This window comes from Simplicispira lacusdiani (assembly GCF_003604195.1).
GTDB lineage: Bacteria > Pseudomonadota > Gammaproteobacteria > Burkholderiales > Burkholderiaceae_C > Simplicispira > Simplicispira lacusdiani.
On record NZ_QXGR01000003.1, the window covers coordinates 309,323 to 326,496 of the forward strand.

A 17,174-nucleotide genomic window follows, 5' to 3' on the forward strand; every position below is an offset into this window, starting at 1 on the left:
CCGCCATGCACCGCATCCGCACTGACCAGCCGCATCCGCTCCATGACACCGCCGCCACGCGCCGCATCGAACATGCCGCGGCGGCCCAGTTGCCCGCGCACACGCTGATGCAGCGCGCCGGCCTGGCCGTCGCCCGGCTGTCACGCGCCCTGGCGCCGCACGCACGCACCCTCTGGATCGCCTGCGGCCCCGGCAACAACGGCGGCGACGGCCTGGAGGCCGCCATGCACCTGCGCCAGCAGGGTCTTCCCGTGGTGGTGACCTGGCTCGGAGCCCCCGAAAGCGCGCCATCAGACGCCCTGCAATCATGGCGGCGCGCCCAGGATGCGGGCGTGCAGTTCGCCAGCGAGGCACCGGCAAATCTGGGTCCGCACGACTTGTGCGTCGATGCGCTGCTGGGCATCGGCCTGGCGCCTGGCGACACCCGGCCGCCACCCCAGGGCCGGCTCCTGGCCCTGCTGCGGCAACTGCACTCCAGCCCCGCGCCGCTGCTGGCCGTGGACCTGCCCTCGGGCCTGCAGGGTGATACCGGGCAATACGCCCCCGGCTTCGCCCCCCCGGCCGATGTCGGCCTCCTATCGCCACGCCACACCCTGAGCCTGCTCACGCTCAAGCCTGGGCTGTTCACGGGTGCCGGGCGCGACGCCGCCGGCACGGTGTGGCTCGATGATCTGGGCAGCCACAGCGCCGGCAAACCGCCCAGCGCATGGCTCGCGGGCCCGCCCACAGCACCGCCCCGCATCCATGCCAGCCACAAGGGCAGCTATGGCGATGTGGCCGTGGTGGGCGGCGAGGGCCTGCAGGCGCGCGGCCTGGGCATGGGCGGCGCGGCGCTGCTGGCGGCCAGCGCGGCACTGCACGGCGGCGCGGGCCGCGTGCTGGTGGCGCTGCTGGGCGGCACGCTTGATCTCGATGTGCGGCAGCCCGAACTCATGTTCCGCCACGTCGATGCTCTGCGGCTCGGACAGCTCACCGTGGTGTGCGGCTGCGGCGGTGGCGAAGCCGTGCGTGCCGTGTTGCCCCGGGTACTGGCCGAGGCTCCGCGCCTGGTGCTCGATGCCGATGCGCTCAACGCCATCGCCTCCGACGCCACGCTCGCGCAGGCCCTGGGCGACCGCGCGCGCAGGGCGCAGGCCACCGTGCTCACGCCCCACCCGCTGGAAGCGGCGCGCCTCCTGGGCACGGACACCGCCAGCGTGCAGGCGCACCGCCTGGCAGCAGCGCAGCAGTTGGTGCAGCGCTTTGGCTGTGTGGTCGTCCTCAAGGGGTCGGGCAGCGTGGTGGCAGCGTCCGGCCAGCCACCCTGCATCAACCCCACCGGCAACGCCCTCCTGGCCACGGCCGGCACCGGCGACGTGCTCGCCGGCCTGATCGGCGCGTACTGGGCCGCCGACCTGGCGCCGCACGATGCAGCCGCCGAGGCGGTGTATGCCCATGGCCGCGCCGCCGATGCCTGGCCCGCCGGACAGGCGCTCACGGCCAGCGCGCTGGCGCAGCGCATGCGGCCCAGGGACACCTTCACACCAGCGTGACCTCGCGCAGGGGCTTGAGCACGCTCGACGGCGTCATACCGAACGTCTGTCGGAAGGTGCGGCTGAAATGCGCGGAGTCGCTGAACGCGCCGTGCAGTGCGGCATCGGTCAACCGGGGTTGCGTGGCCAGCCCCGCCATGGCCGCCCGCACCTGGGACCACACACGGTAGCTGCGAAAGCTCACGCCCATCTCCTCGCGGAACAGGTGGTTGAAGCGCGACGCCGACAGGTGCGCCGCCTGCGCCACCTGATCGCGCGGCAAGGCCCCGTCGCGCGCCATGCGCAGGTGCCGCAGGCTGCGCAATACGCGGGCATCGAGTTCGGCAGCCGTCTCGAAACGCTGGCCCAGCAGGCCCTGCAGGTCGAAGCTGCGCAGGCGGGCTTCCGTGCAGCCACGCGCGCGGGTCGGCGTGGCCGGGTCGAACACCACGCCGCCTTGCTGCCTGAACCAGGGCCGCAGGCCGCGGGCCTCGGCGGAATCGGGCTCCAAGTACACCAAGGCCACGCGCTCGCCGCACGGGTCGAACAGATGCCAGACCCCCATGTCGATGAGCGCGCTATGGCAGCTTTCCACGCGCCCCGAGGCCAGATGCACCGCAAAGTGCCCCGACAGCCCCAGCAGCAGCACGGGCGCGGCGTGGCGATGCCAGCCGGTGGCCGGCAGCTCTCCCACATACAGGGCCCGGTCGGCACCCAGGGTCAGTGTGTTCGTCGCGCGCATAGCCCAAACATACAAGTTTTCCGGCGGGCTTGCCGATAGCCTTGCGCACGGCCGATCACATCACCATCCTTTGGAGAACCCTTTGAAACGCCTTGTCCTTGCAGGCTGCACCGTGCTGCTGCTGTGCGCCGTCGCCACCTACCACGCCTTTCCGCTGCTCTACAAGGAGCCCCTGCTGTGGCTCAACCGCAGCCTCTCGGGCCTGGAGGAAATGACGGTGCAAGCCGCGGGCCACCGCATCCACTACCTGGAGGGCGGTGCAGGCAGCGCGGACGGCACGCCGGTCGTGCTGCTGCACGGCATCTTCGCCGAGAAGGACCACTGGGTGGATTTCGCCCGCCCGCTGACCGGCAGCCACCGCGTCATCGCACCCGACCTGCCAGGCTTTGGCGAAAGCGGTCGGATCGAGGGCCAAGCCTACGACTATGCGGCACACACCGAACGCCTCGCCGCATGGCTGGACGTGCTGGGCTTGCCGCGTGTGCACCTGGCGGGCAACTCGATGGGCGGCACGATCGCCGCGCTGTTCGCGCTGCGCCACCCGGACCGCGTGGCCAGCGTGGCCTTCATCGGTGCGCCGCATGGCATCCGCTCGGCGCAGCCCAGCACCATGGACCAGCTGATCGATGCAGGCCAGGCGCCGCTGGTCGCGCACGACGCGGTGGCCTTCGACGCGATGATGGACTTGGTGTTCGCGCAGCGCCCGTTCCTGCCCACGCCGATTCTGGAGGCGGCGCGCGCCGATGCCGTGCGCGACGCGCCCTCCAACCTCCGGCTGTGGCATGCGCAGCTCAAGGACCGCTACCTGCTACAGGAGCGGATCGGCGGGCTGCGACCGCCAACGCTGGCGCTGTGGGGGCAGCAGGACCGCGTGTTTGACGCCTCGGGGGCCGAGGCGCTGCGCTCACTCCTGCCCCAGGCCCGCGTCGAGATGCTGCCCGGCCTGGGACATCTGCCCATGATGGAAGCCCCCCAGGCGGTGGCGCGTCGCTACGCGCAGTTTCTGAACGAGCAAGGCGAACGCCGTGGAGAGAAAACAGAAAAATAGCCTACAGCGCTTATAAAATAAGCGCTATAAGCTATCGTATTTATAGCATCAACCACGCCGGGAGGCGCGCCCCTTGGCCTTGGCGCTCTTGCCGGACGGCGTGCGTGGCTTGCTGAGCAAGGCCGCCTTCTGGCTGGACTTGCCCGCCCCCTTGCGGTCGCCGGCCGTGCTGCGCGCAGGCGGCTCGGCGTCGGGCACCGACCGGCGCTTGCCTGCGCCGGCACCGGACCCGGTGCGCGCACCGCCCTTGTCCCGCGACGGGCGTGCCGCGCCGAGCGGCTCGCCCTCGCTGACCAGCCGGAAATCGATGCGCCGGCCATCGAGGTCCACGCGGCTGACCTGCACGCGCACACGGGTGCCGATGGCGTAGCGGATGCCGCTGCGCTCGCCGCGCAGTTCCTGCCGGGCTTCGTCGAACTTGAAGTACTCGCCCCCCAGTTCGGTGATGTGCACCAGGCCCTCGACGTACATCGCGTCGAGCGTGACGAAGATGCCGAAGCTCGTGGCGGAGGAAACAACGCCGCCGTACTCCTCGCCCAGGTGCTCGCGCATGTACTTGCACTTGAGCCAGGCTTCGACATCGCGGCTGGCCTCGTCGGCGCGGCGTTCGTTGGCGCTGCAGTGCAGGCCGGCGGCCTCCCAGGCCTGGGTTTCGGCCAGCGCGGCACCGGTTTCCTTCTTGCGCGGTTGCTTGCCCGGTGGGGCCACGCGGCTGGCCAGGCGCTTGCTGAGCTTGGCATGCGCCTCGCCCGGCGTCGGCAGCATCGGCAAGCGGTACTTGGTGTTGCCCAGGATGGCCTTGATGACACGGTGCACCAGCAGGTCGGGGTAGCGCCGGATCGGGCTGGTGAAGTGCGTGTAGGCATCGAACGCCAGGCCGAAGTGGCCGCTGTTGATCGGCGTGTAGATGGCCTGCTGCATGGAGCGCAGCAGCATAGTGTGGATCTGCTGCGCGTCGGGCCGGTCCTTGGTGGCCTCGGCGATGGCCTGGAACTCGGAGGGCTGCGGGTTCTCGCTGATCGACAGGCCCACGGCCATGGCCTTGAGGTAGTTGCGCAGGGTGTCCTGCTTCTCGGGCGTGGGGCCCTCGTGCACGCGGAACAGGCCATGCTGCTTGCCCTGCGCGATGAAGTCGGCGCTGCAGACGTTGGCCGCGAGCATAGCCTCCTCGATCAGCTTGTGCGCATCGTTGCGCGTGCGCGGCACGATCTTCTCGATGCGGCCGTTCTCGTCACAGACGATCTGCGTTTCGGTGGTTTCGAAGTCCACCGCGCCACGCTCGCGCCGCGCCTGCAGCAGGGCGCGGTACACGTCGTGCAGGTTCAGCAGGTCGGGCACGCGCTCCTTGCGCTTGGCCGCCTCGGGACCGCGCGTGTTGGCCAGGATGGCCGCCACCTCGGTATAGGTAAAGCGCGCATGGCTGAACATCACCGCCGGGTAGAACTGGTAGGCATGCACCTCGCCCTTGGCGGTGACGAGCATGTCGCAGACCATGCACAGGCGCTCGACCTCGGGGTTGAGCGAGCACAGGCCGTTGGAGAGCTTCTCGGGCAGCATCGGAATGACGCGGCGCGGAAAGTACACGCTGGTGGCGCGGTCGTAGGCATCGATGTCGATGGCGCTGCCGGTCTGCACGTAATGGCTCACATCCGCGATGGCCACCAGCAGGCGCCACCCCTTGCCACGCCCCACCTTGGCGGGCTCGCAGTACACGGCGTCGTCGAAGTCGCGCGCGTCCTCGCCGTCGATGGTGACGAACGGCACGTCGGTCAAGTCGATGCGCTGCTTCTTGTCCTGCGCGCGCACCTTGTCGGGCAAGGCGCCGGCCTCGGCCAGGCAGTCCTCGGAAAACTCGTGCGGCACGCCGTACTTGCGCACCGCGATCTCGATCTCCATGCCCGGGTCGTCGACTTCGCCGAGCACCTCGGTGATACGGCCCACGGGCTGGCCGAACAGTGCGGGCGGCTCGGTGAGCTCGACCACCACCACCTGCCCCGGCTTGGCCAGCGCCAGCGCACCGCCGGGAATCAGGATGTCCTGGCCGTAGCGCTTGTCTTCTGGGGCCACGATCCACACGCCGCTCTCCTGCAGCAGGCGGCCGATGATGGGCTGGGGAGGCCGCTCGACGATCTCTACCACGCGGCCCTCGGGCCGGCCCCTGCGGTCTTGCCGCACGATGCGGGCGCGCACACGGTCCTTGTGGAGCACGGCGCGCATTTCGTTCGGTGGCAGGAAGATATCGGACTGGCCGTCGTCGCGGATCACAAATCCATGGCCATCGCGGTGCCCCTGCACGCTGCCTTCAATTTCATCGGACGAATGCGAAGACGTCGTGCCCGAGTTCATTTTTTTGATATACAATCTAAATCTTTCCTGAAATGCCCAGGTGGCGGAATTGGTAGACGCACTAGTTTCAGGTACTAGCGAGTAACATCGTGGAGGTTCGAGTCCTCTCCTGGGCACCAAGTTTAACGAAAAGCCGCTCCTTCCAGCGGCTTTTTTCAGAGCAAGAAAAAAGCGCAAACAGTTTCAGGAAGGCGCTTTCTTGCTATACAATTTGAAAATCCTGAAAGCCCAGGTGGCGGAATTGGTAGACGCACTAGTTTCAGGTACTAGCGGGTAACTCCGTGGAGGTTCGAGTCCTCTCCTGGGCACCAAAACAAAAAAAGCCGTTGCATCCGCAACGGCTTTTTTCATTTCCGCAGGGTGTTCCGCATATCTGGCCTGCACCCTTTCCCGGCAAGGCCGACCCGCAGATGGCATGCGGACCGGCCCACCCGGACAGGATCACTTGCGGAGCAAGGCCTTCAGCACGTTCTGCAGGCGGCGTGCGCTGCCGGCGTCACTGGCGCTGGCCAGCACGCGCGCGGTATCCTGCCCCCAGGTTTCGACCGGTGCCGGATCGTTGCGGCGCGTCAGCAACTGCAGTTGCAGCATGCGCCGGTCCGACAGGTGTTCGGCCGGCGTGGGGACTTCCGCTGCCATTTCCAGGCGCAGCAACGCCTGCGCGGCATCGCCCGACGGCCCCGCGCCCAGGGCTTGCACCCAGGCGCTGCGCACGGCAGGGGCCACGCGGCCTCCCAGTTCCTGCGCCGAAGGCACCAGGGCGCCGTCGCGTTTTTCCCAGGCCGTGAGCAATTGCGTCAGGGCCTCGCCGTGCGCCTGGGCGGCCAGCTTCTTGAGCGCCTGCTGGGCGTGGTCCAGGGCCTCGCGCTGGGCGCGGAACGCCGTATCGCCAAGGCGCGGTCCGCGCTCCTCCAAAGGACGGCGTTCGCCGAAACGTCCACCACCACGCATTTCGTCACGCGTGCCACGGGCGTCGGACCGGCCAGCATCGCGCCCAGGACGGGCATCACGCCGCTCGCCAGAACGCCCACCACGTGGCGCGGCGGACGGTGCTTCTTTTTTCATGCCCGGGCGATCATCGCCACGCACCGCGACCACCGGTCGGGCAACAGGCTTGGACGCGGGCGCCGCAGGCGTCTCGGCGCCATCAGCGGGCGCCATATCGGCAGTGGGTGTCTCGACCACAGGCGTGGGCTCGGATGCCGCCGCGGCCAAGCGGCCCTCCTCGGCCGCAGCCTGCGCCTGGCCGCGCAAGGCGGCTTCCAGCGCGGCCATGGCCGCGCGGATTTGCTGCGCGTCCCCGCCCGCATTGGCGGCCTCCAGGGTCTTGGCGGCCTCCAGCACGGCACGGTCATGCGCGCTTGCCTGCGATGCACCGCGCTCGCGCTCCGCGCTCTTGCGGTTGAAAGCTTCGTCGATCGGCTTGCGGAAGGCATCCCAGAGCTTCTGCTCCTGGCGGCGCTCCAGCGGCACGGCCTGCGCCTCGGCCTGCCAGCGCTGCTGCAAGGCCTTGATGGCATCGATGCGCAGCGTGGGCGCCGCACCCAGCACCGCAGCCTCCTCGATCATGGCTTGGCGGCGCGCCAGGCTTTCAGCCTGCGCCTTTTCGAACGGCTGCGCCGCCGCCGCGATGGCCTGCTTCCACAGCGGCTGCAGCTCGGCGAAAACCTTCTCGCCCACATGGCCGCTCTCGCGCCAGCGCTCACCGAACTGGTGCAGAGCACGGTTCACGGCCTTCCAGTCGCCCGTGGCGGCATGCTCCTGCGCCCAGGCCTTGACCTCCTCGATCAGAGCCAGGCGCTGGGCCTTGTGTTCGGCGGTCTCGGCACGGATCTTGTCCAACCAGGCTTCGACCACCTTGTGCGCGGCATTGCATGCCTCGTCGAACTTTTTCCACAGGCCATGGTTGGGTGCGCCACCCTGGTCGGCCTGCTTCCACTGGTCACGCAACTGGCGCAGCGTTTCCTGCATCTTGCGGCCGCCCAGCGCCTGCCCTTCAGGGCGCTTGAGCAGGCTTTCGGCCTTGGCCACCAGCTCCTCGCGCACCTGGTCGGCGCTCCAGCGCTGCCAGCCTTCCAGTTCACCAGCCGCCACCAGCGCCGCATGCACGCGCTGCTCCAGCGCTGCATCGATATGCCGGCCCTGGGCCTTGAGCACGGCACGCAGTGCCGTGGCAGCCCCCGCACTGGCCTTGCCGTGGCCTTCGGCGGTTTCCTGCTCCAGCTTGGCCAGCGCCTCGCCGACGAGTTGTGCGGCCTTGGCGACCACTTCGGGATCGACTTTGGGCTTGGCGGCACGGGCTGGGCGTTCGGCCGCCACCACCGCCTCGGCAGGAACACCGCGCGCCAGGCGCAGCTCATCGGCCCAGACCGGCACGGGTGGCAGCGCGGCCTGCACATCCTCGGCCGCAGCCACGGCCAGTGCCAGGGCCGACTGGAAAGCCTCCCAGACCACCAGCAACTGGGTGCGCGAAGCATCGAGCAACGGCGGGAAGCGCGCCTCCACGCTGAGCCAACTGGCATCGCCCGAGAGCGATTGCGCCTGCTCCTGCCAGTGCTGCACATCGGCGCGCAGCACTTCCAGGGCCGCCTGCGCATCGCGCCACGACTTGGTGGACAGCACCTCGATGCGCTGGGCCAGCAGGACGGCGGCCTCGCGCTGGACCTGCACACGGTGCTGCAGGTCTTCGATGACCTTGACGCGGTCCGCCAATTGCGCCTTGAGCAGCGACAGCGGCTCGCGCGACAGCGGCGCGCCGGCCTTGGCCGCATCGCGCTGCCACGCCAGGGCGTCGGCGATGTTGAGCTTGGACGCCGCCAGCAGCGCCTGGGCCTTCTCGGCCCATTCTGTGGCGATGGACTCCTGGGTCTTGGCGCGGCGGATTTCATTGAGGCGCTCGCGCACGGCGCGGGCGGCCCCCTTGTCGCGGCCGCTGAGCTCCTTGAAGACTTCCTGCAACTGCTCGGAAGCGGGCTGCTTGGCCAGCCATTCGCGGATGCGCGCGGCACGCTCGCCCGACGTCGCCGCCGAGAAGGCACCGCCCGTCAGCGCATCGAGCGGATGCACATCGGGGGCTTTGGCGGGAGCCGGGGGGGTTTCGGGTGCGTCGGACATTTTGTTGCGGGAAAAGAGTGGAAACATGGAATCAACAGGTAGGCCCCCGGCCAAGGCCGGGCGGCACAAGACAGGCCCATGGCCACGGGCCAGGGCGCGCGGCGGGCTAAAGCGCTATTTTCACCGGGATTTGGCCCGGAGCCCTAACCCAGGTCAACGGGTGGCCAGTGTCAGCTCGGCATGGGGCTTCCAGGCAGCATCCTGCGGAGCCACACGCACGGCCCCAAGGAAGAGCCGGTCCGATGGCAGCTGGCGCGACGCCAGGTAGTCACGCACGGCCACGCCGCGGGCCAGCGCCAACTCGCGCATGGATGCCTCGGACACCGGGATGTTCGCCAGCAGCAGCGCCTCCATCTCGCCGGGTGGCAGATCCTTGGCGATGCCCACCAGGTTGCGCGGCTTGGCCATGTCGGAGCGGCGGTACACCTCCTTGAGCAGCGCCGGATATTCCTCCGGCGTGACAGCTTTCACCTCCTCCGCAGGCTGCCCCGCTCGCAGCGCGGCGCGGCGCTTTTGCGCCAGCAGGGACTGCTGCAGCTGGGCCCGCTTCCAGGCGTCACGCTCCACCTCAAGGCTGGCCATGCCAGCCACCGTCATCTTGAGAGCAGGCCGGTCGATCAGCGCCTTCACCACCTTGTCCAACCCTTGCAAGGCCTCTGCGTCGAGCACGGCGCTGCCGGCCGCGAAGGGCACCGAGCCCAGTTCATCGCCGCCACCGAACGCCCCGGCCAGCAGGGAGAACGGCGCGGTCACCGCCTTGAGGATGAGGTTGCCGATGATCTTGAAGATCACCGAACCCAGCTTGAACTCCGGATCATTCAGCGAACCGCTGATGGGGAGGTCCACATCGATCACGCCGTTGCGGTCCGCCAGCAGCGCCACCGCGAGCTTCACCGGCAGGCTGGCGGGCGCGCCCGGCACCGGTTCACCGAAGGTGAGCTGGTTGAGCACAAGCTTGTTGCTGGCCGTGAGCTGGCCGTCGGGCTGCACGCGGTAATTCACATCCATGCTGAGCTTGCCGCGCTCGACCCCATGGCCCGCGTACTTGATGGTGTAGGGCGACAGCGGCGGCAACTCCAGATCGCGCATGCGGCCCTGGATATCCAGGGCCAGCGGCTTGGCCAATGGATTGAGCTTGCCGGTCACCTCCAGCGAGGCCGTGCCCTCGGCCCGGCCTCGCAATTCCAGATCGGCCATCTCCGGTGTCGCACCGTCGACGGCAGGAACCGAGGAGAACGCGCTGAGCCGCCCCGCGAGCTCGCTCAGATCCGCGGAATAGTTGGGCTGGATGAAATAGTCACTGAAGTGGACACGGCCTCCCGTGAGCGTTACCGGTCCGAAACGGATGACCGGTGCTGGCGCGGCATCGGCCGCCCCACCCGAAACCGGAGCCGAGGCCGCATTGCCCGGTGACGCCGGGGGTGCGGCTTGCGGCGTCGCCGATGGTTGAAGCATGTCCTGCAGATTGATGCGTCCGTCGGACTGCACGATGATGCGCGCGAAAAAGTCGCTGAGCGCCGTTTCACGGACATCCACCGCGACGGGCTTGCCCGGGGCCATGGACACCTCGATGCCGCGCAGGCCCAGGGATTTCCAGTTCAGCAACTCCTCCCCTCGGCGCACCACCCGGGGCGTCTCCGTGCCCACCCCCTCTTCGGCCTGGCCCATCGGCGCCATGCGCACGCGCACATCGTCGAGAGCGGCATCGCCCTGCACACCCAGCCGGGGCCCGGCGGGGGTATCGGTGTACTGCACCTGCCCCTTGAAACTGCCATCGGCACGACGCACATCCACCCGCAGGGCCTTGGCGACATAGGGCTCGAACGCATGCAAAGGCAGGTGACTGGCCAGCACCCGGCCCTGGACCTGGACCGGCGCGATGCCCAGCGTGCCCTCGTATTCCAGCCGCCCTGGATCGGCCCGGCCCGTTCCCAGACGCGCCGACAGGCTGATGGCCGATGGCCTGGCCAAGGCCGCCAGCGGCGCGAAGTCCTGCAGGCGCAGTCGCAGGCCCGTCATGGTGAATGCCACGGGCTCGGCCGGCACGGCATCCCTAAAGGCCGCAGCGCCCCCGTCGATCTCGACATTCGCCAACTGCACTGCCCACGGTGCGGCACCCGCCTGGGGCTGGCGCCCGTCAGCCAACTGCTGGGGACGCTGCCAACGCTCGAACATCCATCGGCCATCGGCCGTGCGGTCCACCAGCGCGCGCGGCTGGGTCAGGGCAACCCGGCCCACGCGCACGCTGTGCTGCGCCAGATCGATACGGGCATCCTCCACGCGCAGCCGCTTGAGCTCGGCCAGCGACTGCTTGTCCCGCAGGGCCAGGGCGGCCGGAGCGGCGCCCTCACAGTCGGAAGCGCTGGCGCAGGACAGGAACACATCGTCGAGCCCCAGCCCCGCCACCTGCGCCACCAACGCCGCACCGTTCCAGGCCAGGCCAGCATCGGTGTCCAGGACACCGCCCAACCGGGGCGTGGCCCATTGCGCCAGGTAGGGCGCGGCCCATTCCAACGCCAAGGAACGCACGGAAACCGCCACCTTCCCTTGCCGGTCCGTTCCATCGCCAGCAAAAGCCAGTTCCGCCGGCTTGCTGCCCTCCGGCCCGGCCAGCCGCAAGCTGCCGGCAAAACGCGCTGGGTGCTCGACGGGCATGGAGATGGCCGAGGCATCCAACGCAATGTCATGCAGCGCCAGCCGCGCCGTGCCCGGCACGCTCTCGTCTTGCCAGGAGGCTTGGCCTCCCCGCACGGCCACGCGGCCCAGTTCCACCTTCCAGCCATGGTCCGGCTTGCTGGCGGCTGGCGCCGAAGCTTGCCCCCCCGGCCCTTCCAGGTTGAGATGGCCCGCGCCATCACGCCGCAGGGCCAGGCGTGGAGCCTCCCACTCGACGGCTTCGATGCGCAGCAGGCGCTTGAACGGCTGCAGTTCGGCCAGCCGCACTTCCAGGGCATCGAACGCCAGCAATTCATGCTGCTGGGCATCACTGAGCCGCACGCCGCTAGCCCGCAGCACGCCACTGAGCTGCACCACCGGTGCCGGCCTTTGCTCGAACGACAGGCGCAAGTCCGCATCGACCGTGCCCGCATCCAGGCGCGCCGGCAGACTGGCGGGGAGATAGCCCCGGTAAGGGGCAAGGTCGAAATCCTTCAGGCGGATGCCGGCATCGGTGCGCAGGCTTTCCGTGAAGGGCGTGGTCTCGGCATGGGACTCGAATGCGCTGCCATTGAGCTCGAACGCCAGCCGGGGCACCACCTTGACCTCTCGCTGGGCCCCGAGATTGCCGATGAACGGCAAGGCAAAGCGCAGGTCACGCACCTCATGCGTGCGATCCACGGTCTTGTCCATGAAATCGACCGCCCCACCCCGCACGGCAATGTTGTAGAGCATGAAGCCGACCGGCTTGGCCTGCGGATCACCGGGCCGCGTAAGGCGTTCCATGATGTCGTCCACATCGGTCCGCCCGGGCGCCAACTGGGTAAGGCGCAGCACCGGCGCATCCACCTCCAGGGCATCGACCACAGGCGCCAGGCGCACCAGGGATTGCAATTCGGCATCTATATAGATGCGCTCCACCCGCAACAAGGCATGGCTGCCATCGGCGCCTGCCACGGCCACGTCATGCAGGCTCAATTCCAGAGACCAAGGCCGAAAGCTCACCCCTCCGATCGTGACCTTGCGCCCCAGTGCCTCCGATGCCAGTTGCTCGCCCTGGCTTCGAAGGAGCGGCGGAACCGCGAGCCAGCCCAGGATCCAGAGCAGCACGAGCGCGGCCAGGGCCAACGCCAGCCGCCGGGGCCAGGGAGTGTTCTTGAAGGAGGTCAGGAGAACGGAGAAATTCATGGCCAATGGCTTCGGGGCGCCCGGGTATTCACTACCCGCCATTGGACCAGAGTCCGTGGCTACCCGCGCAACCGCATGAAACAAGAAAGCCCGGTGGAGCGGCTCGTGCCGCCCCACCGGGCTTGACGGCTGACACAACGGTCTTTGCCATCGGTTCGCAGCACGGAGAAGAACGGTCCGGTCTGCGAGGGGGCAAGGTATTGCCCCCAGGGGGTTGCCTTGGAAGCTCCGCGCTATCTCCACCTTCGCACTGCATGCTGGGGCAGGTGGCCTTGCTTCGTCCGGCGATGCCTTCATTCAAGAGGCGATTGCACCTTAGCAAAGAAAGCCCCGAGGCACAAATCAGCGGCTCAATCAGGGTTCGGGACGCGATTGAAATTGAGCTGAGCTCTCCATTTCGCCGCAGGCCCCACACCGTGGAAACGCCTGTGAAAGCCCTCAAAAACTGTGATTTTTCACACATTTATAATAATTCAAAAATCTAAAAACTTAGTTCAATAGTGTTGACTTGGCATTTAATGCCCTCCTAGAATCCGCCAGCTTCGCAAAAGCTAGTACAAACCCCAACCCGCTGCCGAATCCGGCTAAGTCAGTTCAGTGTTCGTGGTGCCACGCGCCAGGCACGAATTTGATGGCGTACCAATCCAGGCGAGAACCTACCGTGCCACGCTGCCCATGGCAGCCAGGCGCGGCCCCGCCGCAGAAAGGAAAGCTATGACAGCGACAGGAAAAATGGTCTCCGGCTTGCGCACCTTCGCCGCCGATGTAGCCCACGGTTTTCTGGAGATCACCCACAACAGCTTCGCCCTCCTGGGCTTGGCTGTGGCCTTCGCGGCCATTGCCCTCACGGCACGCCCCGACCTGCGCCAGGCAGGCGAGGAACAACTCATGGACTGGCTGCAAGCCCGCCAGGTCACGCTGCTCGGCGACGTGGCAGAGCCCCTGGAGCCCAGCGAGCGCGCCCTGGCCGCCGACCCGAAGGAGCTACCCAAGGAGCAGGCCCGTGTGGCCTATTGGCTCAGCAAGAAATACCGCGTGGCGCCCGAGCCGCTGAGCCTGCTCGTGGCCGAAGCCTATGAGATCGGCAGCCGCACCAAGCTCGATCCCACGCTGATCCTGGCGGTCATGGCCATCGAATCGCGCTTCAACCCGTTTGCCCAGAGCCCGGTGGGCGCGCAGGGGTTGATGCAGGTGATGACGCGCGTGCATACCGACAAGTACGAATCCGTCGGCGGTCACCTTGCAGCCTTCGACCCCGTGACCAACCTGCGCGTGGGCGTCAAGGTGCTGCAGGAATGCATTGCCCGCGCAGGCACCGTCGAAGGCGGCCTGCGCTACTACGTGGGCGCCAGTGATCCGGCCGAGGACGGCGGCTATGCCAGCAAGGTGATGGCCGAACATTTCCGCCTGCGCCAGGTGGCCGGAGGCCGTCCCATGCCCATGGAACAGCCCGTGACCCCGCCCACGCTCTCCAGCCAGGCGCCCGCCAAGGCCGTGCCCGCGGCTGCGCCTTCCGAGCGCGCCAGCACGGCCACGGAAAAAGTGGCCCTGCTCTCCCCCCAGTTCTGACCCGCACCCAGGCACCGCGCAAGGCTCCTCCCGGCAACGCCACGCCCGGGCTCAGTTACACTAACGGGGTACGCGACTGGCGATAGGCGCGGGCTCCCACGGAGCCCGCCGCTGACGTGGAAACCTGCAGGGGCCCGCCCCCTGTGAACCACCGGGGAGCGTGCCGCAGGGGCCCCGGCTTCTGCGTTCCGCCGTTCGCCTGGGCAGCCCTTGTTTCAAGGGACACCAAGTCATAGGACTGCCAAACCATGTACGACCGCAACATCCTCGTCGAACAGACCGACCCCGAACTCTTTGCCGCCATCCAGGCCGAAAACAAGCGCCAGGAAGAGCACATCGAACTCATCGCCAGCGAGAACTACGCCTCGCCCGCCGTCATGTGGGCCCAGGGCACGCAGCTGACCAACAAGTACGCCGAAGGCTACCCCGGCAAGCGCTACTACGGCGGTTGCGAGCATGTGGACGTGGCCGAGCAACTGGCCATCGACCGCGTCAAGCAACTCTTCGGCGCCGAAGCCGCCAACGTGCAGGCGCACTGCGGCGCCTCGGCCAACGAGGCCGTGTTCCTGGCCTTCCTCAAGCCCGGTGACACCATCATGGGCATGAGCCTGGCCGAAGGCGGCCACCTGACGCACGGCATGCCGCTGAACATGTCGGGCAAGTGGTTCAACGTGGTCTCCTACGGCCTGAACGCCAAGGAAGAAATCGACTACGACGCGATGGAAGCCAAGGCCCGCGAGCACAAGCCCAAGCTGATCGTGGCCGGTGCCTCGGCCTACAGCCTGCACATCGATTTCGCCCGCTTCGCCAAGGTGGCCAAGGAAATCGGCGCCATCTTCATGGTGGACATGGCCCACTACGCCGGCCTGATCGCCGCGGGCGTGTACCCCAACCCCGTGCCCCACGCTGATGTGGTCACCAGCACCACGCACAAGAGCCTGCGCGGCCCGCGCGGCGGCATCATCCTGATGAAGGCCGAGCACGAGAAGGCCATCAACAGCGCCATCTTCCCCGGCCTGCAGGGCGGCCCGCTGATGCACGTGATCGCGGCCAAGGCCGTGGCCTTCAAGGAAGCGCTGCAGCCTGAATTCAAGGCCTACCAGGAACAGGTGGCCAAGAACGCCAAGGTCGTGGCCGAGACGCTGACCCAGCGCGGCCTGCGCATCGTCAGCGGTGGCACGCAAAGCCACGTCATGCTGGTGGACCTGCGCGCCAAGGGCATCACCGGCAAGGAAGCCGAGGCCGTGCTGGGCCAAGCTCACATGACCATCAACAAGAACGCCATCCCCAACGACCCGGAAAAGCCGATGGTGACCAGCGGCGTGCGCATCGGCACCCCCGCCATGACCACGCGCGGCTTCAAGGAAGAAGAAGCCCGCGCCACGGCCCACCTGATCGCCGACGTGCTGGACAACCCGCGCGACGAGGCCAACATCGCCGCCGTGCGCGCGAAGGTCAACGCCCTGACCAGCCGCTTCCCGGTCTACCGCTGATCCGGCCCACGCGCCTGCACGCCCCATGAAGTGCCCGTTCTGCAGCCACCACGAGACACAGGTCGTCGAGACCCGCGTGTCCGAGGACGGGGACTTCATCCGCCGCAGGCGCCGCTGCGCCACCTGCGAGAAGCGCTTCACCACCTACGAGCGGCCCGAGGTCAGCTTCCCGGTGGTGGTGAAGAAGGACGGACGGCGCACCGACTATGCGCGCGCCAAGCTCCTGGGCTCGTTCAACATCGCGCTGCGCAAGCGGCCGGTGAGCACGGCGCAGGTGGATTCGGCCATCGAGCGCATCGAGGAAAAGCTCCTCAACCTGGGCCAGCGCGAGATCCCGTCGAGCCGCATCGGCGAACTGGTGATGCGCGAACTCAAGAAGCTCGACAAGGTGGCCTACGTCCGCTATGCCAGCGTCTACCGCAGCTTCGAGGACATCGACGAGTTCAAGACCCTGGTCGACGAAGTCCGCCAGTGAGCCCCGGCGGCCATGCAGCCGCTATGAATTCGTGAGCATCTGGCGCCGTATCTACGGCCTCCATAACCCCACAAAGCCCAAAACCATGTCGCGCACGGCACCGTGCGCGCGGCCCGAAGCCGGCACAATGCCGGGGTGAGAACCCGCCATCTGCTGCAGCTTGTGCTGCTGTCTGCCCTCTGGGGCGCCTCCTTCCTGTTCATCCGCATCGCCAGCCCGGTGCTGGGCCCCAACGTCATGGCCGCGCTGCGCATCGGCCTGGCCACGCTCACGCTGGCGGCCATCATGCGCGCCACGGGCGAGCCCTGGCCCTGGCGGCACTGGCGCGAGCTGACGGGCCTGGGCGTGATGACCGTCGCCCTGCCCTTCCTGCTCTACGCCTGGGCGGCGCTGCGCCTGCCGGCGGGCTACAGCTCGCTGCTCAACACCATGGTCGTGCCCTTCGGCGTGCTGGCCTCGGCCTGGATGAAGGAGGACCAGCTCAGCCCGCGCAAATGGCTGGGCTGCCTGTGCGGCTTCATCGGCGTGGCCTTCATCGTGCGCCTGGGCCCCGTGCAGCCCACGCCCGAACTCATGGTGGCCGCCCTGGCCTGCGTGGCCGCTGCCGCCTGCTATGGCATCTGCACCCCCTGGATGAAGCGCGCCACCCAGCGCATCAGCCCGCTGGCCATCGCGGCGGGCATCCATGCCACGGCGCTGGTGGGCTTGCTGCCCGGCGCTGCCTGGGACCTGCCGCACGCCCGCTTCACCGCGCCGGCCCTGCTGGCCGTGCTGGTGATGGGCGTGGTGACCTCGGGCCTGGCCTACTGGCTCAACCTGCGCGTGCTCAGCCAGATCTCGCCCGTGGCGGCGATGAGCTCGGCCTTCATGATTCCGCTGTTCGGCGTGGCCTGGGGCAGCCTGTTCCTGGGCGAGGCCCTGGGCCCGGGCATGCTGTGGGGCGGCGCGCTGGTGCTGCTGGCCACCACCCTGGTGACCGGCTTCAACCCGCTGCGCTGGCTGGGCTTCCTGCGAACGCGCTAAGCGCGCTTGA

10 protein-coding genes and 2 tRNA genes are annotated in these 17,174 nt (G+C 68.2%); 8 read left to right on the forward strand and 4 right to left on the reverse strand.

The genetic code is table 11. The annotated features are described in order from the left end of the window. The first annotated feature begins 5 nt into the window (after nucleotides 1-5). Entirely contained in the window at nucleotides 6-1,532 is a 1,527-nt protein-coding gene (locus D8S75_RS05935) for an NAD(P)H-hydrate dehydratase (protein ID WP_119965125.1), read from the forward strand. On the opposite strand, the gene D8S75_RS05940 is transcribed toward D8S75_RS05935, so the two are convergent. After that, entirely contained in the window at nucleotides 1,519-2,253 is a 735-nt protein-coding gene (locus D8S75_RS05940) for a helix-turn-helix transcriptional regulator (RefSeq protein WP_119965028.1), read from the reverse strand. The genes D8S75_RS05935 and D8S75_RS05940 overlap by 14 nt on opposite strands. A gap of 82 nt (nucleotides 2,254-2,335) precedes the next feature. Here D8S75_RS05940 and D8S75_RS05945 point away from each other — a divergent pair, with 82 nt between their 5' ends. Then, entirely contained in the window at nucleotides 2,336-3,301 is a 966-nt protein-coding gene (locus tag D8S75_RS05945) for an alpha/beta fold hydrolase (RefSeq protein ID WP_119965030.1), read from the forward strand. 48 nt (nucleotides 3,302-3,349) lie between these two features. Here the strand turns inward: D8S75_RS05945 and rnr are convergent, their stop codons facing one another. After that, nucleotides 3,350-5,647, reverse strand: coding sequence for a ribonuclease R (gene rnr / locus D8S75_RS05950; RefSeq protein WP_370807412.1), 2,298 nt, complete (start codon nucleotides 5,645-5,647; stop codon nucleotides 3,350-3,352). Between the two features lie 34 nt (nucleotides 5,648-5,681). Between rnr and D8S75_RS05955 the strand changes: the two genes are divergently transcribed. Continuing rightward, nucleotides 5,682-5,766, forward strand: a tRNA-Leu gene (locus D8S75_RS05955). Nucleotides 5,767-5,873: 107 nt separating this feature from the next. Further along, nucleotides 5,874-5,958, forward strand: a tRNA-Leu gene (locus D8S75_RS05960). Nucleotides 5,959-6,088: 130 nt separating this feature from the next. On the opposite strand, the gene D8S75_RS05965 is transcribed toward D8S75_RS05960, so the two are convergent. Next, nucleotides 6,089-8,788, reverse strand: coding sequence for a DUF349 domain-containing protein (locus D8S75_RS05965; RefSeq protein ID WP_119965033.1), 2,700 nt, complete (start codon nucleotides 8,786-8,788; stop codon nucleotides 6,089-6,091). A 126-nt stretch (nucleotides 8,789-8,914) separates the two neighbouring features. Further along, nucleotides 8,915-12,604 (reverse strand): DUF748 domain-containing protein, encoded by a 3,690-nt coding sequence (locus D8S75_RS05970; RefSeq protein WP_119965035.1) that lies wholly within the window; start codon nucleotides 12,602-12,604, stop codon nucleotides 8,915-8,917. A gap of 714 nt (nucleotides 12,605-13,318) precedes the next feature. On the opposite strand from D8S75_RS05970, the gene D8S75_RS05975 reads away from it, so the two are divergent. The 4 genes from D8S75_RS05975 (at nucleotide 13,319) to D8S75_RS05990 (ending at nucleotide 17,164) form a co-directional block, all read left to right on the forward strand. After that, nucleotides 13,319-14,173, forward strand: a complete 855-nt coding sequence (locus tag D8S75_RS05975) for a lytic transglycosylase domain-containing protein (protein WP_119965037.1) — start codon at nucleotides 13,319-13,321, stop codon at nucleotides 14,171-14,173. 248 nt (nucleotides 14,174-14,421) lie between these two features. Continuing rightward, a complete protein-coding gene (gene glyA, locus D8S75_RS05980) occupies nucleotides 14,422-15,666 on the forward strand; it encodes a serine hydroxymethyltransferase (protein WP_119965038.1) in 1,245 nt (414 codons plus the stop codon). A gap of 25 nt (nucleotides 15,667-15,691) precedes the next feature. After that, complete coding sequence (gene nrdR, locus D8S75_RS05985) at nucleotides 15,692-16,141, forward strand: transcriptional regulator NrdR (RefSeq protein WP_119965040.1); 450 nt, start codon at nucleotides 15,692-15,694, stop codon at nucleotides 16,139-16,141. A 135-nt stretch (nucleotides 16,142-16,276) separates the two neighbouring features. Then, nucleotides 16,277-17,164, forward strand: coding sequence for a DMT family transporter (locus D8S75_RS05990; protein ID WP_119965042.1), 888 nt, complete (start codon nucleotides 16,277-16,279; stop codon nucleotides 17,162-17,164). The last annotated feature ends 10 nt before the right edge of the window (nucleotides 17,165-17,174 follow it).